At 69.4% G+C, this 19,042-nt stretch carries 19 protein-coding genes; 7 read left to right on the forward strand and 12 right to left on the reverse strand.

The window, feature by feature from the left end; translation table 11 throughout:
• Positions 1 to 91: 91 nt before the first annotated feature.
• The 3 genes from RM25_RS12790 to RM25_RS09725 all read right to left on the reverse strand — a co-directional run bounded on the left by RM25_RS12790 (position 92) and on the right by RM25_RS09725 (position 1,486).
• On the reverse strand, positions 92 to 589 hold the full coding sequence (locus RM25_RS12790) for an Rv3654c family TadE-like protein (protein ID WP_311317193.1): 498 nt from the start codon (positions 587 to 589) through the stop codon (positions 92 to 94).
• The gene (locus tag RM25_RS09720) at positions 586 to 1,044 is read right to left on the reverse strand and encodes a TadE family type IV pilus minor pilin (RefSeq protein WP_013161902.1); all 459 of its coding nucleotides are present in this window, start codon (positions 1,042 to 1,044) and stop codon (positions 586 to 588) included. Before RM25_RS09720 ends, RM25_RS12790 begins: the two co-directional genes overlap by 4 nt.
• A gap of 130 nt (positions 1,045 to 1,174) precedes the next feature.
• On the reverse strand, positions 1,175 to 1,486 hold the full coding sequence (locus RM25_RS09725) for a DUF4244 domain-containing protein (RefSeq protein WP_013161903.1): 312 nt from the start codon (positions 1,484 to 1,486) through the stop codon (positions 1,175 to 1,177).
• A gap of 158 nt (positions 1,487 to 1,644) precedes the next feature.
• On the opposite strand from RM25_RS09725, the gene RM25_RS09730 reads away from it, so the two are divergent.
• Positions 1,645 to 2,250 (forward strand): pentapeptide repeat-containing protein, encoded by a 606-nt coding sequence (locus tag RM25_RS09730; protein WP_036940518.1) that lies wholly within the window; start codon positions 1,645 to 1,647, stop codon positions 2,248 to 2,250.
• A gap of 132 nt (positions 2,251 to 2,382) precedes the next feature.
• Here the strand turns inward: RM25_RS09730 and RM25_RS09735 are convergent, their stop codons facing one another.
• From RM25_RS09735 to ssd, 4 genes are read right to left on the reverse strand one after another with little or no spacing between them, the layout of a single operon-like run.
• Complete coding sequence (locus RM25_RS09735) at positions 2,383 to 3,126, reverse strand: type II secretion system F family protein (RefSeq protein ID WP_044636395.1); 744 nt, start codon at positions 3,124 to 3,126, stop codon at positions 2,383 to 2,385.
• The gene (locus tag RM25_RS09740) at positions 3,123 to 3,920 is read right to left on the reverse strand and encodes a type II secretion system F family protein (RefSeq protein WP_013161906.1); all 798 of its coding nucleotides are present in this window, start codon (positions 3,918 to 3,920) and stop codon (positions 3,123 to 3,125) included. The genes RM25_RS09735 and RM25_RS09740 overlap by 4 nt, the downstream gene beginning before the upstream one ends.
• Entirely contained in the window at positions 3,917 to 5,068 is a 1,152-nt protein-coding gene (locus RM25_RS09745) for a TadA family conjugal transfer-associated ATPase (protein ID WP_013161907.1), read from the reverse strand. The genes RM25_RS09740 and RM25_RS09745 overlap by 4 nt, the downstream gene beginning before the upstream one ends.
• Positions 5,055 to 6,674, reverse strand: a complete 1,620-nt coding sequence (gene ssd / locus RM25_RS12795) for a septum site-determining protein Ssd (protein WP_080774544.1) — start codon at positions 6,672 to 6,674, stop codon at positions 5,055 to 5,057. Before ssd ends, RM25_RS09745 begins: the two co-directional genes overlap by 14 nt.
• Between ssd and RM25_RS09755 the strand changes: the two genes are divergently transcribed.
• The 4 genes from RM25_RS09755 (at position 6,673) to RM25_RS09770 (ending at position 10,100) form a co-directional block, all read left to right on the forward strand.
• Positions 6,673 to 7,422: a class I SAM-dependent methyltransferase gene (locus tag RM25_RS09755; protein WP_013161909.1), complete on the forward strand. Its 750-nt coding sequence runs from the start codon at positions 6,673 to 6,675 to the stop codon at positions 7,420 to 7,422. The genes ssd and RM25_RS09755 overlap by 2 nt on opposite strands.
• Positions 7,423 to 7,725: 303 nt before the next feature.
• A complete protein-coding gene (nhaA, locus tag RM25_RS09760) occupies positions 7,726 to 8,949 on the forward strand; it encodes a Na+/H+ antiporter NhaA (protein ID WP_052809187.1) in 1,224 nt (407 codons plus the stop codon).
• Between the two features lie 334 nt (positions 8,950 to 9,283).
• A complete protein-coding gene (locus RM25_RS09765; protein WP_013161911.1) occupies positions 9,284 to 9,757 on the forward strand; it encodes a phage holin family protein in 474 nt (157 codons plus the stop codon).
• Between the two features lie 115 nt (positions 9,758 to 9,872).
• Entirely contained in the window at positions 9,873 to 10,100 is a 228-nt protein-coding gene (locus RM25_RS09770; RefSeq protein WP_013161912.1) for a hypothetical protein, read from the forward strand.
• 115 nt (positions 10,101 to 10,215) lie between these two features.
• Here the strand turns inward: RM25_RS09770 and RM25_RS12015 are convergent, their stop codons facing one another.
• The 4 genes from RM25_RS12015 to RM25_RS13295 all read right to left on the reverse strand — a co-directional run bounded on the left by RM25_RS12015 (position 10,216) and on the right by RM25_RS13295 (position 14,485).
• The gene (locus RM25_RS12015; RefSeq protein ID WP_013161913.1) at positions 10,216 to 10,977 is read right to left on the reverse strand and encodes a hypothetical protein; all 762 of its coding nucleotides are present in this window, start codon (positions 10,975 to 10,977) and stop codon (positions 10,216 to 10,218) included.
• A gap of 166 nt (positions 10,978 to 11,143) precedes the next feature.
• Entirely contained in the window at positions 11,144 to 13,699 is a 2,556-nt protein-coding gene (locus tag RM25_RS09780) for a heavy metal translocating P-type ATPase (RefSeq protein WP_052809188.1), read from the reverse strand.
• A 109-nt stretch (positions 13,700 to 13,808) separates the two neighbouring features.
• Complete coding sequence (locus RM25_RS09785) at positions 13,809 to 14,021, reverse strand: heavy-metal-associated domain-containing protein (RefSeq protein WP_013161915.1); 213 nt, start codon at positions 14,019 to 14,021, stop codon at positions 13,809 to 13,811.
• A gap of 134 nt (positions 14,022 to 14,155) precedes the next feature.
• The gene (locus tag RM25_RS13295; protein ID WP_036940579.1) at positions 14,156 to 14,485 is read right to left on the reverse strand and encodes a metal-sensitive transcriptional regulator; all 330 of its coding nucleotides are present in this window, start codon (positions 14,483 to 14,485) and stop codon (positions 14,156 to 14,158) included.
• Positions 14,486 to 15,488: 1,003 nt separating this feature from the next.
• On the opposite strand from RM25_RS13295, the gene dnaB reads away from it, so the two are divergent.
• A complete protein-coding gene (gene dnaB / locus RM25_RS09795; protein ID WP_370695567.1) occupies positions 15,489 to 16,829 on the forward strand; it encodes a replicative DNA helicase in 1,341 nt (446 codons plus the stop codon).
• A 128-nt stretch (positions 16,830 to 16,957) separates the two neighbouring features.
• On the opposite strand, the gene RM25_RS12020 is transcribed toward dnaB, so the two are convergent.
• Complete coding sequence (locus RM25_RS12020; protein ID WP_013161918.1) at positions 16,958 to 17,488, reverse strand: MarR family winged helix-turn-helix transcriptional regulator; 531 nt, start codon at positions 17,486 to 17,488, stop codon at positions 16,958 to 16,960.
• A 104-nt stretch (positions 17,489 to 17,592) separates the two neighbouring features.
• On the opposite strand from RM25_RS12020, the gene RM25_RS09805 reads away from it, so the two are divergent.
• The gene (locus RM25_RS09805; RefSeq protein WP_158487057.1) at positions 17,593 to 19,038 is read left to right on the forward strand and encodes a DHA2 family efflux MFS transporter permease subunit; all 1,446 of its coding nucleotides are present in this window, start codon (positions 17,593 to 17,595) and stop codon (positions 19,036 to 19,038) included.
• The last annotated feature ends 4 nt before the right edge of the window (positions 19,039 to 19,042 follow it).

Genomic DNA, 19,042 nt, shown 5'->3' on the forward strand with positions numbered 1-19,042 from the left:
TTCCCCTTCCGGACCTGACCCACTCCCCGTGCCGGCTCCTCCGTCCAGGCCTGATCGTCGTGGCGGGTCGGCCTCGCCGACCGACCGGTGATCAACGCTGCACTTCCCCTGCCGTGGAGGTCTCCCTGACCTTGCTGGGGGCTCCGGGCAACGAGGGTGTCAGGGGCATCGCGATGGTGACCTCCACGACATATTCGCCGATGCCCCGGGTGGGGGTGCAGTCGGTGAGCTCGGCACCATTGCTGGTGGCGATGCGACGCGCCTCGGAGCAGGCGTCGCCATTGACCTGCAGCGCGTGGGCCCCGGCCAGCGATGCCATGTCCGCCGCCGATCGGGCGCGGTGGATGCTGCCCACCCAGCCGGCGAAGACGACCGTCCAGTACGCCACCACACAGGTGACCAGCACGATGATGAGGGCGAGCACCGACCCCGATCCGCGCTCGTCGCTGCGCCCCGGGACACGGGGCCCAACCCCATGGCGTTCGACCGGGTGGCGGTGCGCTGTGCGGCGCGCCCATCGGGCACCTGGCCCGCGAGTCACCAGTGCCCCTCGCCGGTGACCCCCGATCGGGCTCACGGCGCGGCTCACGAGCCGGCCTCCACGCCGGCCTCCCGGGTCACCCGCGATGAGCCGGAGACGGTGACCGGCCCCACCTTGCCCCAGCTCAACTCGGCCTTCACCGTGACCACCACGTCGGACCCGGAGGACCTGATGTCGATCTCGGCGTCCCGGGGAACCCCGGCACGGGCGCGCTGCACGGCAGCCTGGTCGCCCCGGGCCGTCTGCCGGGCGATCTGGGCCGCCGAATCACCACAACGGATCTGCACCCCGATGACGGCAACGACCCAGCAGAAGATGCCGGCCAGAAGCGCGACGGACAGGATGCCCACCGCCAGTTCGGCGGTGACCATCCCCCGGTCACGCGTACGTCCGAAGCGGGTGCGCCGGACTGCGTCTCCGGGCCGGGGGTTCCGGTGCGGGTATTCGCTTGCCGGGGCCTGCGCTGCGTGCATCACGGCGCGACGCCCTGCCCTTGTGCCCATGACTCCTCCTCACCACTGTTGCTGTGCCTGCCAACCTTGCTGTGCCCGGGCTCCTGGTGCGGGGCGGGTGGGATACGGCCCACCGTCGTATCCCACCCGCCCCGCCATCACCGAACCAGCCTCGCGTCCATCACTCGATCTTGGCTCCGGCCTTGCCGATCAGGTCCGTCACGAACTTGAGCATCTTGGAGAAGAATTCGTTGTCGGTGAAGACCCTGAGCAGGCACAGGGCCAGGGCGACCGCTGCCAGGATGCCGACGGCGTATTCGGCGGTGGCCATGCCCCGCTCCGCCAGGATGAGGCTGCGCCCACGGGCCCGATCGCATGCCAGGGCCAGGCGGCCCTTCGGCTTGAGCGGTGCCGGGGCGGGCACGGTGTAGAAATTGCCGTCCTGATGGACATCGGGTGTGGCGACCATGGTGGTGGATGACTGGGATGTCATTGCCATTCCTTTCTCGATGTCAGCCGCACGTGCGGTGACACCAGGACTGTGTGCGCCCCCGGTGGCAGTTGCTCAGCAGGACAACACCGGCCGCGACAATGCCAACACCTCGCCGGGCGGCAGGCCGACACCGGCGCCATGCCCGTACCCTTGGCGCGGTGACGGCGATTCAAGAGCTCCTGCACCCCGATGGCAATGCACTCAGTGACCAGACCCTCTCCGGATCGGCACCCGGTGTGCTGATCACCGAGGCCGACCTGCAGGACTGCCACTTCGAGGCCGTGAACCTCGAGGGCGCCACGCTCAAGAGCTCGGCGTTGGAGGATTGCGACTTCCACGAGTGCAACCTGGCCAACGCGCAGCTGGTGGGCACCGTGTTCACCCGGTGTCGCTTCGTCGACTGCAAGCTCGTGGGGGCCGATTGGTCCCGGGCCGGCCTGTCGCTGTTGCCGCCGGTGACGATCACCTTCGAGCGCTGCATCCTCGACTACGCCTCGTTGTCGCGGGTGAACTTCTCGCGTGCCCGCTTCATTGACTGCTCGATGCGTGACACCGACTTCACCGACGCGAACCTGTCCAAGGCGACCTTGGGCAACTGCGAGCTGACCGGGGCACGCTTCCACGGCACGGACCTGCGCCAGGCCGACCTGCGTGGCTCGCGCGGATACTTCTTCGATCCCCGCGACAACCAGACCCGCGGCCTGAAGCTGTCGGCGCTCGAGGCACCCGGCCTGCTCGCCGCATTCGGCATCCGGGTCGACTGACCGGGACACGGGCCCGCGTCGGGCCCGCAGCGAAGCCACAGCCCGCTCCCACTTCAGCCGCTCCCACTTCAGCGACGCCACGGCCCGCTGCCACCGGGCTGTCCCGCCGCGCGGGGACGCGGCGTCGTCGGTTCATCCCAGGTAGCGCGAGGCGATTCCCACGAAGATGGGCACGACCCCGGCCAGGATGAAGGCAGGCAGGAAGCACGCCATCATCGGCCCCACGGACTTGACTGCCATCGTGCGGGCCTTCTTGTTCAGATGGTCGCGGTGGGCCTCGCGGGTCCTGGTGGCATGCAGGTGAATCGTGTCAGCCACCGCCTCACCGGTGCGGGCGCTGCGTGCCAGGTCGCGGGCCGTGCTGCCCCAGACCGGATCGTCGGCCAGGCTCTGCCAGGCCTCGGCCTCGCTGAAGCCCACGCGCAGGTGCGCGTCCACCTCACGCAGCACCGAGGCGGAGGGTTCAGGGGCCAGCGCCGCCACCTCGCCGGCTGCCCGCCGCAGGGGTGATCCGGCTTCCTGTGCGGCCGCAATCAGGTCCAGCACCTCGGGTTGCTGGCCCAGCAGCGCCTCGCGTCGGGCCCGGGTGGCCCCACTCTCCAACCGCGCCAGCACGTAGTAGGCGGCGACGGCTCCTGCGGCACCGACGGCCAGGCCCCAGGGCATGGGGACCAGCAGCGCGGACACCAGCGCGACGGCCACCGACCCGATGATCCGCTGACGCTGCCCGAGGCCCTGCGTGGGGACCTCCTCGACGCTGCCCACCAGCGCATCGGGCGCGCCGAGGCGGCGCAGCCGGGAGTCCTCGTCGCCGCCGAACAGGCAGTACCCGGCGACGAGCAGGGCGAGCCCTGCGACCACGGCCGGGCTGATCATCGGTGCTCCTGGGCTCGCGTTGCCAACAGTTCGGTCCACACCAGTCCGGCGCACACCAGCACCACCGCACCGACCAGGCACGCCTTGCCGATCATGGTGGTGGTGAGGAATGCCACCGGGTCGCCGCCGGAGACGAATCCCATGCCGATACCCAGCAGTGGCAGCGCCGTCAGCAACCGTCCGGTGGCACGCGGCACCGCGAGCTCGGCGGCGATATCGGCACGCAGGCGGGCATCACCATCGACCGTCTGCGACACCCGGGTGGCCGCCGGGGCCAGCGGACTGCCGGACCGCTCACACAGCTTCCAGGCCCGTCCCAGGGCGGCCAGCCCCGAGCAACCCGGGAGGTCACCGGCCGCCATCAGCGTGCGGGGCACGTCGGCACCCACCTGCTGGGCTGCCCGGCATCCCGCCAACACCTCGCATTCCTCGGCGGCCACGGCGAGCGCCTGGGCCGGTGTCTGCCCGATGCGCAGTTGTGCCGACATCACGCGGCAGGCGTGGGCCACCTCCTGCGACCTCTTGATGGCTGATCGCTCGGCGCGGTGCATGCGCAGTTCCCAGGCGAGGGTGGCACCCAGCACGCAGGCGATGAGCCCCCACGCCACATAGTGGGGCACGAAGGCCAGGCAGGCTCCCAGCAGGCCCAGCACGGCCAGGACGCCTAGCACGATGCCAGGCCACCGGGGCAGCGGCCTGGCATCAAGATCAAGGCCGGCGAGCCTCTTCTCCTGCCGTGCCGGCACCAACAGCCACACGGCCGCGGCCAGCGCCACGAAGATGGCGACGTTCATGGCGTCACCCCCGCCAGGGCGGCGAGCTCACCCCAGGCCGGCGCCGGGACGGACCCGGCTCCCGGGGCCCCGCGCAGCGCCTCGGCGATGGAGACCCGGCCGTCGTCGTTGACGCTCACCACGCCGATCTGCGCAACGCCGCGACGCCCATCGCGTCCGCGCCGCAGGTGGATGACGGCGTCGAGCGCGGAGGCCATCTGGGCATGGCACGCCTCGCGACCCATGCCACCCAGGGCAGCCAGGGCCTCCAGGCGGGCAGGCACGTCGGTGACGGAGTTGGCGTGCACCGTGCCGCATCCGCCCTCGTGGCCGGTGTTCATGGCGGTGAGCAGATCGCACAGCTCGGGACCGCGGACCTCGCCGACCACCAGGCGATCGGGGCGCATCCGCAGTGCCTGCTTGACCAGGTCGGTCATCGCCACAGATCCGACGCCCTCGGCGTTCGCGGGGCGACATTCCATGCGCACCACGTGGTCGTGGGTCGGATTCAACTCGCGTGAGTCCTCGACGATCACGATCCGCTCACTGTCGGGCACCAATCCGAGCAGCATGCCCAGGATGGTGGTCTTCCCTGTGCCGGTACCCCCGGTGACCAGGTAGGCGGCGCGGTTGGCCACCAGCCCCTGCAGCACGTCGGCGATGCGCGCGTCGATGCTGCCGTCTGTGGTGAGCTGATCGAGGGTCATCCGGCGCCGGGCCGGCACGCGCAGCGAGATACAGGTGCCCGGCTCTGCCAGGCAGGCCAGCACGGTGTGCAGCCGGGTGCCGTCGGGCAGCCGGGCGTCCACCCAGGGTGCGGCGTCGTCGAGCCGGCGACCCGCGGAGGCCGCCAGGCGGGTGGCCAATCGGCGCACCTCGTCGTCGCTGTCAAAGCACACCTGGGTCCTCTCCAGGCCGCGTCCCCGGTCGATGAACACCTGGTCGGCGCCGTTGACGAGCACATCGGTGACGTCAGGCAGGTTGAGCAGCGGCTCAAGGGGACCGGCTCCGACGCTGGTGCGCCGCAACGCGTCGGTGGCGGACAACACAGCGGCATCGGAGACGACGAAGCCGAGCCGGTCAAGCCCCACGGCCACGTCCTGGGGTCCCCAGTCGCTGCCGCGCCCGGCCAGCCAGCCGCGCAGCAGTTCAAGGTCATCGTCGCGCACGGGACTCCCCCTCGATCCTGCCGAGCACGGCGTCGAGCAGGGCGTCGACCTGCTTGGCGAACCTGCCGGCCCGCTGGCGTCCGGGCGGCTCGCCCACCTGTGCCCCGCTCACCAGCCGACGATCGGTGCAGATGCTGCCGGCCAGCGGCAGCGCCAGGCAGTCGGCCACCGCCCTCGGGTCGAGCCCCATGCCGGGCCCGGTGCGCACCACCACCTGCGCGTCGCCCCAACTGTGTTGAAGGGTCCGTGCGCGGGCAGCCATCACGGCGCGCACATGACCGGCCACGACGACCACGCGCGTCGCATTCTCGGCACCCGGCCAGTTCTGGGGGTTGGGATCGTCGAGCACCACCACGTCGAGATTGCGGCACATCGAGTCGAGCACTGCCCGCACCGCGGCCGCACCCGGAAGCTGCGGACCGGCGTGGTCTGCGCCGGGGCGACCCATCGACAACACCGGAAAGCCGCCAACCCGGGGCAGCCGGGCGGCGATGTCGTTCACCGTGCCCGACACCGAGGTCAGGTCGTCCCAGCGCCATCCGGGCTCGCGTTCGGCGCCGAACATGAGGTCGAGGCCCCCGCCGCAGGGGTCGAGGTCGATCAGGGCCGATCGGGCGTTCCGGGCGGAGCATCGCTGGGCCAGTGCCGCGGCCAGGGTAGTGGCCCCCACCCCACCGCTGCCGCCCATCACGTCGATGACCGTGGCCCTGCCGCCGGGGCCGGGGTCTGCCTGTCCCAGCACGGCGGGCAGGCAACCTGCCTGGTCGGGAAGCACCAGCACGGCCGCGCTGAGGGGTACCGACCACGCCGTCACCTCCGCGGCGTCGGCGGCCATCAGGTGCACGGCGGTGCGGGGAGCCAGCCCGAGCCCGGCGACGACCGGCGCCATCTCGACGCCGACCAACACCGTGGACGCGCGCGCCCACCACCGTCGGATGTCGTCGGGCTCGCGCACGAAGCGCGGATCGGTGCCGCACGATGCGGCGGCCGACATGACGATGTCCATGAGCCGACGGTCCTGGCAGACGACCAACGGGAACGGCCCCTCCCCACCGGGCATCCCCCGACGGGAGCTTCCGGCTCCGCGGGTGGATCGCCCGGGGACCATCGCTCCGAGTCGTTGGCGCTCCAGATCGGGGTTGTCGCCCGCCGGGTGCGTGCCACCCCGCAGGAGGCGGGGGCCTCGCCGGACCGGGCCCTGCGGCACGACGGGGCGATGTCCCATCGTGCCGGGCGTCGCACCGTGTCCCGCCGCGCTGTATTCCATCGCGGTGGGCTCCACCCCGTTGGCCGCCACGGGGAGGACGGCCGGGTCGTGCGACGGCCTACCCCACGGCTTGGGGTTGGGCAGATCCTTGGGCGATCGCATGCGCCTGGGCTCGCGGCGGGAGTCGTTCATACCTATGAGCGTGTGCGTGGACACCACGAAATATCGCGCCACCTCCACGTTGTGGATAACCAATCCCCGGAACAGCGGCACCTGTGGACAAGCGCGTCCGGGCCGGCGCGCGCCCACAATTCCAGCAAGAACCACGAGCAGCCGGCAGCGACAGACCGCTTGAACCTCGACCGAAGGGAGACCACCACGCTCATAGGATGGGTACATGTCTTCCGGTGCCCCTCGATTCCCCGACGCTGCGCTGGAATGGCTGGTCGGCGAGCGCACCGACCGCCATGTGCTCACACTTGGCCCCGGAGCGGGGCTGCCCCGCAAGCTGGCCCGCCGCGGACAGCATGTGTGGTGCATCGTCGACGATGACCACGACCTCAACCCGAGGCCTGATCTCCCCGAGCTGCAGTATGTGGTGGCGCGCCCCGAGTCCCTGCCCTTCGAGCCGTGCCAGTTCGACGTGGTGCTCGCCCACCAGATACTGCACAAGTTGGCGCCGGGGCTGGTGCTTGGCGAGTTCGCCCGCGTCCTGAAGCCGGGGGGATGGGTGGGCGCCTCCTACCTGGTGCGTGACGATTCCGTGCCGTGGGTGCGACGCCTGGTGGCCGTGATGCGCACCGTGGATCCCAATGCGATGAGCGCCGATGTGGGGGCCAGCGCCATTCAGACGCTGATCTCGAGCAAGTACTTCCCGCGCCATGAGCAGCGGGACTTCCGCATCTGGGTGCCGGTGACGCGCCAGGAACTGATCGCGATGGCCGCCAGCCAGCCGCGCGTCGCGGCACTACCGGAGCTCGGGCGTGACCGCCTGCTCACCGCGGTGGGCGCAATCTACGACGGGGCGTCGGCAGGATCAGAGCTGCGGTTGCCCTACCAGCTGTCGTGCTACCGCGCCTACGTCGACCACGACGAGCTGACCACGCCCATCGTGCTCAGCGATGATGCGCTCATCATTCCGCTCTAGCGGAAGGATCATCGGCACAGCATCCGCTGTAGCGGAAGGATCATTGGCACCGTATTCCGCTCTAGCGGCACGCACCTCGTGCACTGCGCCCACTCCCGGCGGGACGCTCAACGCCATCACATCCCGTGACTGCTGGAGGGACCATCAGCTCGGCACTCCGCCCGCGGGCAGGACCCGCCGCGTCCGGGGACCCTTCCCCCACCGTCTAAACTGATCCACGGTGTGTCGGGAAGTCTGGTCGACGAACAAGAGCTGACGCCGACCCTGTCGGCGGGCTGAGTCGTCCAGCACGAAAGCGAATCGATGCCCACATCACCCACTCGGAACACCCACTGGTGGCCGCGCCTGCGCGCGCCGCGTCGCCACTCCCACGCCAACGCCCTGCACCTCGCGGATGCCCTGCGCACCTCGACGGTGGGCGGCCTCATCATGCTGGCCGCCGCCGCGGTCGCCATCGTCTGGGCATGCCTGTCGCAGTCCAGCTACCACGGCTTCACCCAATTCCAGCTGGGTTCGCACACGCTCGCCGGCTGGGTGAGCGACGGCCTGCTCACGGTGTTCTTCTTCGTGGCGGGGCTGGAACTGAAGCGGGAGTTCACCGAGGGGAGCCTGCGTCGTCCGGTCGACGCCGTGGTGCCCATCGTCGCCGCCGCGGCCGGGATGATCGTGCCGGCCGGCTGCTACCTGCTCGTCAACGTGTTGGGGCACGGTGAGCTGCGTGGCTGGACCATTCCGATGGCCACCGATATCGCCTTCGCCCTGGCGGTGCTGGCGATCGCCGGAAAATCGATGCCCCCCTCACTGCGGGCCTTCCTGCTCACCCTGGCGGTGGTCGACGACCTCGGCTCGATCCTGGTGATCGCCGTGGTGTTCACCGACACGATCTCGTGGGGTTGGCTGGCCGGCTCACTGGCCGCGATGGCCCTGTGGTGGCTGGGCCAACGCCGCCACATCGACAACGGCTGGCTCTACCTCCCACTGGGCGCGCTCGCCTGGTGGTGCATGCTCAATTCCGGCATCCATCCCACCTTGGCCGGCGTCGCCGTCGGGCTGCTCACGCGCAACACCGCCGAGGGCATGGACGAGCCCCTCGACCGCTGGAAGGCCACCGTCGAACCGTGGTCGGCCGGACTCGTGGTGCCACTGTTCGCCCTTGTCAGCGCCGGAGTGCATGTGGACGCCAGCCTGCTGCGCGCCATCTGGACCCAGCCGGTGGCACTCGGCATCCTGGCGGGCCTGGTGGTGGGCAAGCCGCTCGGCATCCTGGCCGGCACGATGCTGACGGTGCGTCATTCACCGGCCGAGCTGGGACGTGGACTCGGCGGACGCGATGTGGTGGCCGCCGGGCAACTCGGCGGCGTCGGCCTGACCATCTCGCTGCTCATGTGCGAGCTGTGCTTCGCCGACAACGCCCAGTTGCTCGATGAGGCGAAGGCCGCGGTGCTGCTGGCCAGCGTGATCTCGGCGGTCCTGGCCTCGGTGCTGCTGCGGCGCAGGGTGCGGGCCCACCGAGCGGCGGACGCCTGACGGTCGCGCGTCACCCCACCCGACACCGGGCCCACTGCGCCCTCGCCCCCGTCAGCCGTCGCGCCCATCAGGCATCGCCCCGTCAACCATCGGCCCATCAACGACCACACCTGCCACTGCCACGGCTGCCCCGGCCACCGTCGAGCCGGCGTCGGCACGGCATCACCGGGAAAGCCCACAACAATTCGTTGCCGCCGCAACCTGCAGATGTTGGGCATCGGCCTGCGCGAAACCACCCCCATTGTCACCACGGCAATGGCCGGGTGATTCACTGAAGTACCGCGAAACCACTAGTCTCTATCTAGCCGGTACCTGTGATTACGGAGGAATGAGCATGTCAGATCGTCCACGCCTGGGTGACCAGATCGCCACCATCAAGGGCGCTATCCCCAAGATGATCGCGGGTATCAAGGAGCTGGCGAAGGCCGAGCTCGTGCCGTCCGCAAAGCACGCGGGCATTGGCGGCGGGCTCTTCGGCGGCGCCGGAGCCTCGGCGTTCTTCGCCTTCAAGTGCCTGCTGTGGGCCGCCACCTTCGGTGTGGCGAACTTCTACCACTACGTGGCCGGGCGTGACTGGTTCACCGCCCTGGCCCTTGCCTTCGTCACCTTCGCGGTGATCGCGCTGGTGCTGGCCGCCGTCATGGGACTGATCGGCTGGCTGCAGGTGAAGAAGGTCAAGATGCCCACGGCCACCATCGAGGAGACCAAGGCGAGCATCTCGGCGCTCAGCTCGTCGGTGACCGCCGGCCTCGACGACGTGAAGGCCGAGGACGAGGCCCGCAAGAACCCCCTCGCCCAGGTTCACTGATTCCGGCTACCCAATTTTCTGATGTGGGCCCCGCACTGGTCGCGACGACCGGAGCGGGGCCCACATCATTGCGTGCCAACCCCGGCCGCACCTGATCGACCTGAAAGAAGAGACGATGCATGACCTCATCGACCACGTGATGAGTAACCCCCTGCTGGCTCTCGGCACCATCGTGGCCGCCTTCGGGCTCGTCGTGGGCGTCCTCGGCGCAATCATCGGCGCGGTACGCCTGGCCCTGAAACGCGGCTTCTATGCCGGCCCGGCACGGGCACTGCTGATTGCGGGCTTCGTCCTCTTCGTCCCCGGCGTGGTGCTCATGGGCGCCTACGCCATCCTCAAGTAGCGGCCCGGGCAACGCCCTGCGCCGCGGCGTCACCATGCTCCGCGCACGACCCACTGGGGCAGTCCGCGCCGGGACTCCCCCGGTCAGGCTCCGCCCGGCCCGAACCCCGTCGCGGTCAGACCTTGACGGCGCGCAGCAGCGCGGCAACCCGTTCGCCGGGGAACACATAACCGGTCTCGGCCACCACGGCCGAGGGCTTCTGCTCCTCGCCCCACGCCACGCCGGCGGCCATCACGGCCACGGCGATGCAGGCGTCCTGCACGCCGGGCACCAGCCACTCGGGCTCGGCCTGCGGATTCACCAGGTCGGCGAACTCGGACTTGTCGTCGCGCAGCGCCGCACGCAGCACGAGCATGCCGTAGGCGCGGGCCGCGATCGTCGGATCGGACTCCTGCTCGGCCACCAGCCGCTGGGCGAGGAAATCGACGATCACCGCCGGCATCTGCTCGGGCGCCACACCGGCACCACGCTCCGCCAGCCAGTCGGGCACGAGCACCGGCTGGTCGGCGTCGATGGCACCGCGCAGGCGCGTGCCGACGTCGGTGAGCATGCCGCATCCCAGCGACACCGCCCCCACGAACTGTGACAGATAGGTGACCCCGTAGTTGAGCCAGTTGCTCTCATCGGTGTCGCCGATCTTGTGGCCCGCCTCGATGGCGCGAGAATCGGCAAGCAGCACGTCGCGGGTCAGCTGCCAGGCGTCGGGCCAGCTGAGGGTGACGCTGAAGGCCTGACGGCGCACCTTGCCCTCGGCATCGGGACGCGGTTCGGGCACCGGCTCGGCGTCGGGGTCACCCCACCACGCGCCGGTGATCGGGTACTTGATCGACGGTCCGCCGACGCCATGTTGGTTGGCCATGCCCTGCTGGTTGCTCACGTCTCGCCCTTTCACCACGACGCCGGTCCGGGCGTCACGCGCAGATTACCGGATGCCCACGCCGGCCCGCCCGATGGTGGCCTCCACATGACGACACCGGGGGACGGGCCACGTACTTGAAGTGGTCCATCCCCCGGTGTCAGGGGTGCCCTGCCGCCTGCTCGGGCTAGCTGCGCGCTACCTCGGGAGTCGGACGAAAGCGGCGCAACCGCAGCGAATTCGTCACGACGAATACCGAGCTGAATGCCATCGCAGCGCCGGCGATCATGGGGTTGAGAAGGCCGAATGCCGCAATCGGAATGGCGCAGACGTTGTAGAAGAAGGCCCAGAACAGGTTGCCCCGGATGGTGCCGAGCGTGGCCCGGGCCAGGCGGATGGCGTCCACGGCAAGCACCAGGTCGTGGCGCATCAGCGTGAGGTCACTGGCGGCGATCGCCGCGTCGGTGCCCGAGCCCATGGAGATGCCGAGGTCAGCCCCGGCCAGGGCGGCGGCATCGTTCACGCCGTCGCCGATCATCGCCACGCGGTGCTCCTGACGACCCTGTTGCCCGGAGGCCTGACGGCCCGAGCCATCGGAGCCACCCTCCAGTCCCGGGACACCCTGACCGGCGTCACCCGACTGCAGCCGGGTGACCACCTCGAGCTTCTGCTGCGGCAACACCTGGGCGTGCACCTCGTCGATGCCCACCTGGGCGGCAATGTGACGCGCGGCGCGCTCGTTGTCGCCGGTGAGCATCACGGTGCGCAGGCCCATCCGGTGGAACAGCTCGATGGCGCGCTGCGAGGTGTCGGCGATCTCGTCGCTGACCGTCACCAGGCCCCGCACTGCGGCCTGCCAGGCGACGAAGACGACGGTGGCGCCCTCGTCGGCGGCGCTGTGTGCCGCGGCGACCAGCTCGGCGGGGACCACCAGCTCCTCGCGTTCCATCAGCGCGGCATTGCCGGCCAGCGAGGCCTGCCCCGCCACGGTGGCGCGCACGCCGAGTCCGGGGATGATCTGGAAGTCGTCGGCGGCCTCCGGCTCGACGCCCGCCTGTTCGGCGAAGGCGACGATGGCCTCGGCGATGGGATGCTCCGAGCCGGCCTCGAGCGTGGCGACGCGCCGCAGCACGGCGTCGGTACCGACGTCCTTGCGTCCATCGGTTGCAGGGGCGACCACCACGTGCTGCACGGCCATCTCGCCCTTGGTGAGGGTGCCGGTCTTGTCCATCACGACGGTGTCGATCGTCTTGGCGCGTTCCAGGGCCTCGGGTCCGCGGATCACGATGCCCAGCTGTGCGCCGCGTCCGGTGCCGGCCAGCAGTGCGGTGGGCGTGGCGAGCCCGAGCGCGCAGGGGCAACTGATGATCAGCACCGATACGGCGGCGGTGATCGCGAAGCTGATGCCCGCACCGGCGATCAGCCAGGCCACCAGGGCCACGAGCGCCAGCACGATGACCACCGGCACGAAGACGCCGGCGATGCGGTCGGCGAGGCGCTGGGCGTTCGACTTGCTGGTCTGGGCCTGCTCCACGAGCGTCGCGATCTGGGACAGCTGCGTGTCGGAGCCCACCGCGGTGGCGCGCACCACCAGGCGGCTGTTGGTGTTGAGCGTGGCGCCCACCACGCGGTCGCCCGGGCCGACCTCGACGGGCACCGACTCGCCGGTGATCACGCGGGTGTCGATGGCGGCCTCACCGGCGGTGACCACGCCGTCGGAGGCGATCTTCTCGCCGGGACGCACGACGAACTGCTGGCCCACCGCGAGCGCCTCGATGGGCTCGGTGTGCTCGGTGCCGTCGTCGTCGAGCAGGCGGACGCGCTTGGCGCCGAGCTTCAGCAGCTCCCGCAGTGCAGAGCCGGCCTCGCGGCGCGAGCGGGCCTCGATGAGGCGACCCAACAGGATGAAGGTGATGGTGCCGCACGCGGCCTCGAAGTAGACGCTGCCCAGGGCGTCGTGGTGCGACAGGGCGAAGGAGAACTCGTGGCGCATGCCGATCATGCCGGCGCTGCCGAAGACCAGGCAGTAGACGCTCCACAGGTAGGCGGAGATGGTGCCGACGCTGATCAGCGTGTCCATCGACGCCGAGCCATGCTTGAGGTTGGTCCAGGTGGCCTTGTGGAAGCCCCAACCACACCAGAACAGCACGGGCGTGGCGGCCACCAGGCTTGCCCACTGCCAGCCCGGGAACTGCAGCGGGGTGACCATCGCCACGACCATCACGGGCACGGAGATGATCGCCGCCACGATCAGGCGTCGCCTGATGGAATCGGCATGCGCACTGGCCAGCTCGTCGGAGTCGGTGTCAGGCGTGGGAAGGGACGCGTCGTAGCCGGCGTCGCGCACCACCTCGATGAGGGCTTCGGGGCGCGTGGCGGCCGGCGCCGTCACATGCGCCTTGTTGGTGGCGTAGTTGACCGCCGCCTCCACGCCGTCGACCTTGTTGAGCCTCTTCTGGATGCGCGAGGCGCACGACGCACAGGTCATGCCGGTGACGTCGAGGTCGATGCTCACCAGGTCGCGGGCATCGTCGGGAATGGTGATGGTGTCGTCGAGCACGACCGTGTTGCCGGCCGAATCATCAGCTACCAGGCCCGGGGCGCCAGGGCGCCCACCAGCCACCAGGTCCGGGGCGCCAGAGCGCCCACCAGCCACCAGGTCCGGGGCGCCAGAGCGCCCACCAGTTGCCGCGTCGGGCGGCGTGGAAGTGCCGCCTGCTTGCTCATGCGCACTGTTGGTCATCGGATTCCCTTCAACGGGGTGGGGGGCGTGGAGGCACCCGTCGGCACGCGAAACGTGGCCCCACGGTCGGTGGGCCACGGCGCGTCGGGCCGGGCAGGTCAGTTCCGCGTCAGGCGGGCTGCACCTGGTAGTCCTCGCCGGCCTCGGTGACGGCGGCCTTGATCGCGTCGAAGTCGATGGGCTCGGCGCTCGTGATGGCCATCGAGCCGTCGTCGAGCTTCACCTTCACCTTGCGGACGCCCGGCAGCGCCGAGACCTCTTCGGTGACGTGGTTGACGCAGTGTCCGCAGGTCATTCCGGTGACGACGTACTTGCTCTTCATGGTGGTACTTCCTTCTTCTGAGGGGTTGTTGATGTGCTGTCCGCTGAGGGACCGTGTCTGATTCGACCCGGCGCGACTCAGCGGGGCGTGATTCGCAGATGGGGGGTCGCGGCGCGATGGCCGGACCCGATTGGCTACGACCTGACCAGCCGGGCGATGGCGTCGGAGGCCTCGGCCAGCTTGATCTCGGCCTCGTCGCCGCCCTCGCGGGCAGCGCGCACCACGCAGGTGCTCATGTGCTCGTCGAGCATCGCCAGCGCCACGGATTGCAGCGCCTTCGAGGTGGCCGATATCTGGGTGAGAATGTCGATGCAGTACTTCTCGTCGAGCACCATCTTCTGCAGCCCGCGCACCTGGCCCTCAATGCGCCGCAGGCGCTTGAGGTAGTTCTCCTTGTTATCCAGATAGCCGTGGTGGTGATTGCATTCGCCATCGCAGCCACAATCGCCATGCGCATCATCCACGGTGGCGGTTGGTGCCGGCGTGCTTTCCGGATCGGCTGCCAGCGGCAGGTCGGTGACCCCGCGAGCCTTCGTTGCTTCACTCACGGACGTCAGATTAATACCCCCGGGGGGTATTGGCAAGCGCTCAGGACGATACCCCCACAGGGTATGCCCATCAGGCCCATCCACGGAAGGCCGGACGCCCCCGGTGCGGGCATCGCCGGCACCCGGACCCGGGGCGCGCCGCCGCACTGCCACGTCACTGCCATGCCCCGCCGACCCGTGCCGGGGCGCTCCGACTCCGGGGCCGCGGACCCGGTACCCGACCCCACCAATCCCGCCCATCCGTCCGGCCCACGGACCCGGGATCAGCACAAAACCGAGATATCCACATTCGCTGTGCATAAGTGCCATCCGACAATCCCCACACCGCGATCCCTTCCTTTCCGGTCGTCGACCGATCCCCCACGCGGACGCGGATGCTCCCCGCCCCGCCGGAAACGTCAGTTCCGCGCTTTCCCCGCGTGGAAGTGCCGCCGCGGGGCTGTGCGCCCGGCACCCGTCCACGAGTTTTCCGGGCAGTATCCCGTCGTCCACATGCGCTCAGGCGGGTCGTCCACAACGGTCCACATGCCGTCCACAGGGCCTGTGGAAAACCACCCTTGCCGCAGGTTTTCGGGGCGGCTACCGTTGGGCCTCGCACGCCACAACCACAGCCGCACGCACACGCCGCGACCAGGTCGTCCCCACCGTCCAGCACCCCGCCCGCCGGGGTCCGCACGGGGCAACGACATGGGCCAACCACACGGGCACCACGACCGGAAAACACCGCGCTGACAGGGCACAGGACCACGCCGGGGCACCCGATCGGCCCGTGCGCGGCCAAAAACTGTGGGTGGCGGCGGGCACAATGCTTGCCGGGCAGTCACCACCGCCCGCGCAGGACCATCGGGACCACAAGACATGTGCCCGACGAGCCGTTCGGACCAACCGTTCGGAGAGGGAGCGAATGAGCGCCATAGAGATGGATCGTCCGCCACTGGCCGGCGACCTTGATCGCACTCCGCCACAGGACGTGGGTGCCGAGCAGAGCGTGCTCGGGGCCATGCTCATGAGCAAGGACGCCATTGCCGACGTGATCGAGGAGGTGCGCCCCCAGGACTTCTACCGTCCGGCGCACGAGACGATCTACGAGGCGATCATCGACCTGTACGGACGCGGCGAACCCGCCGATGCCGTCACCGTGGCCGCCGAGCTCGACAAGCGTGGCGAACTGGAGCGGGTGGGTGGACGTGTCGGCCTGGTCGACCTGATGCAGTCCATCTCGATCGCCGCCAACGCCGGCTACTACGCCCAGATCGTGCACGACAAGGCCACGCTGCGCCGGCTGGTTGACGCGTCGATGAAGATCGCCCAGCTCGGCTACCAGGGCGCCGGCGACGTGCCCGACATCGTGGACGCCGCCCAGCAGACCATCTACGAGGTGAGCGAGGGCAAGACCAGCGAGGACTACAAGTCGCTGAAGGAGCTGCTCGAGCCCACCATCGACGAGATGGAGGCGATCGAATCGCACACCGGCGTGATGTCGGGGGTGCCCACCGGGTTCATCGACCTGGACGAGCTCACCAATGGCCTGCACGGCGGCCAGATGATCATCGTGGCCGCGCGGCCCGCCGTCGGGAAGTCGACACTGGCGTTGGACTTCGCCCGTTCAGCGGCGGTGAGCAACAAGCTGCCATGTGCCTACTTCAGCCTGGAGATGAGCCAGACCGAATTGGTGATGCGCCTGCTGAGTGCCGAGGCGACCGTGCCGCTGAACCACATTCGCAACGGCAAGCTCAACGACGAGGAATGGGACCAGATCGTGCGCAAGGCCGGTCAGGTGCAGGAGGCGCCGCTGTTCATCGACGACTCCCCCAACCTGACGATGATGGAGATCCGGGCCAAGGCCCGTCGCCTCAAGCAGCGCAATGACCTGAAGCTGATCATCATCGACTACCTGCAGCTGATGAGTTCGGGACGCAAGGTGGAAAGCCGCCAGCTGGAGGTCAGTGAGTTCAGCCGCCAGATCAAGCTGTTGGCCAAGGAACTGTCGATCCCGGTGGTGGCGCTCTGCCAGCTCAACCGTGGCCCCGAGCAGCGCAATGACAAGAAGCCGATGCTGTCCGACCTGCGTGAGTCCGGATCGCTGGAGCAGGACGCCGACATGGTGATCCTGCTGCACCGCGAGGACGTCTACGACCGCGACAGCCCGCGCGCCGGCGAGGCCGACTTCATCGTGGCCAAGCACCGCAACGGCCCCACCGCCACCATCACCACCGCATTCCAGGGCCATTACAGCCGCTTCGTGGATATGCAGCGCTGAGTCCCCGAGTCCGCACCATCTGATCGATTACTGGCGGCCACCGGGCCGGGCTGCTGGGCGCACCAGGCGTGCACCCGAATGAGGCTCCCGACCCGACCGGGCACTGGACTGCGCAATCGGGCCTGCAGTCAGGGCTCGCGTTCCGCGGGTGCGTCATCCAGCAGTTCCAACACGTGGAGGGCCCCGGCCACATTCACCGAAGGGGGCAGGAGCTCGCTCAGCAGGTGGGCCCATTCCGCCCGGACGCGGGCAGTGGCGCGGCGCGCGTCGTCGGTGACGAATAGCCGCGTGACGCGCGCGTCGTCCCGATCTGCAGCGCGGGTGATCAGGCCCTTGCGCTCCAGGGATCGCAATCCGGCGCTGGCATTGCTGCTGCGCACCATCAGGTCGCGCGCCAACACCCCCGGGCTGGTGCCGGGATGGTCGTCTACGTAGCGCAGGAACAGGGCTTCCAGCGGGCTCACCGGGGTGATGAGCGGGTCCCGGAAGCGATGTGCCTCGATGCGGCGTGCCACCCGCACGATGCGATCGGCCAGTTCGCCGAGCTGCTTGTCGCGGGGTCGATCGTCCGGGGACGGCGTCACCGCGTGCTCGCCGCGTACATGCTCCGCGGGTGCATCGTCGTCGTGTACGCCCTCGCCCCGTGCCGGCTGGTCCATGGCGTCAGTCTGCTCGGGAAACGTGTACGATGCAATAGGTATGTTTTAATAAGTATCTGGGATCCGTCGGTATCTCCACGTCGATCCCCCGAGAAAGGCACCCCTTGACCACCTCATCAACCCAGACCCCGACGCGCCTTTTTCTGGTGCTGCTGGGCCCGCTGCTCGCCGGGTTCATCGGCCTGTTCAGTGAAGCCGCACTCAACATCGCCCTGCCCGACCTGATGCATGTCTTCGCCATCAGCACCACCACGGCGCAATGGCTCACCACCGGATATCTGCTGATGGTCGGCATGCTGCTGCCGCTGTCCAGCCTGCTGGTGCGCTGGTTCACCACCCGTCAGTTGGTGTTCACCGCCCTGGCCTTCTTCGCCGTCGGCGCCACGGTCAGCGCACTGGCACCGGGCTTCGGCATGCTCGTGGCCGGACGCCTCATCCAGGGCGCCGCCACCGGCATCCTCATCCCCCTCATCGTCTCCACCGCCGTGGCCGCCTATCCGCCCGAACGCCGCGGCAGCGCCATGGGACTCGTCGGCCTGGTGCTCATGTTCGCCCCGGCGATCAGCCCCACCGTGTCGGGGCTCGTGGTGCAGACGATCGGTTGGCAGTGGATCTTCTGGCTGATGCTTCCGCTGGTGGCGCTGTCATTGGGCGTCTCGACGACGTTCCTGCGCAATGTGCAGCCCATCACCCGTCCGCATATCGACGCTGCCTCCATCGGCCTGTCAACCATCGGCCTGGGACTCTTCGTGTTCGCCATGAGTTCCGCGGGCTCCTTTGGTATCACCAACCCGCTGGGGTGGGGCAGCTTCGTGGTGGGCATCGTCGCACTCGCCGTGTTCGTGCACCGTCAGCTGCATCTGCCCCAGCCGATCCTTGACGTGAGGGTGTTCGCCCGTCGGAACTTCGCGGTGGCCTCGGCGCTGATCCTGGCCAACAACGCCCTGCTGATGTGCGCGATCTTCCTGATCCCGATGTACCTCGAGCAGGGACGGTCGGTGGCCGTGTTCACCGCCGGCCTCATCATGTTGCCGGCCGGCGTGGTCAACGGCCTGGTGTCGGTGTGGGCCGGACGCGCCACCGACACCCACCGTCCGTGGGTGATCGCCCGGGCGGGCTTCGCCATCGCCACCGTGGCCGCAGCCGCCTTCCTGCTGTTGGGCACCGACAGCCCACTGTGGATGCTCGTCGCCTTCCACTGCCTGCTCATGGTGGGTGTGCCGCTGGCCATGACACCCACCCAGACGCACGGACTCAATGCCCTGCCGGACCGTCTGGGCGCCGACGGTTCCACCGCCATCAGCACCCTGCAGCAGGTGGGCGGTGCCCTGGGTACCGCCTTTGCCGCCGGTCTGCTGAGCGCCGGGCGCGGCGCCGCCGAGCAGTCGGGGGTCTCCTCGTCGGCTGCGACCATCGCCGGGGTCCATGAGGGCTTGCTGTTCTCCGTCGCGCTCGGACTGGTCGGCCTGGGGCTGGGGCTGGCCTTCAAGCGGGGCACGCAGGCAGACGAGCCGGTCGTCGAGCCTGAGCTGACGGCCGCACTCGCCTGACATC

Source organism: Propionibacterium freudenreichii subsp. freudenreichii, from assembly GCF_000940845.1.
Lineage (GTDB): Bacteria > Actinomycetota > Actinomycetes > Propionibacteriales > Propionibacteriaceae > Propionibacterium > Propionibacterium freudenreichii.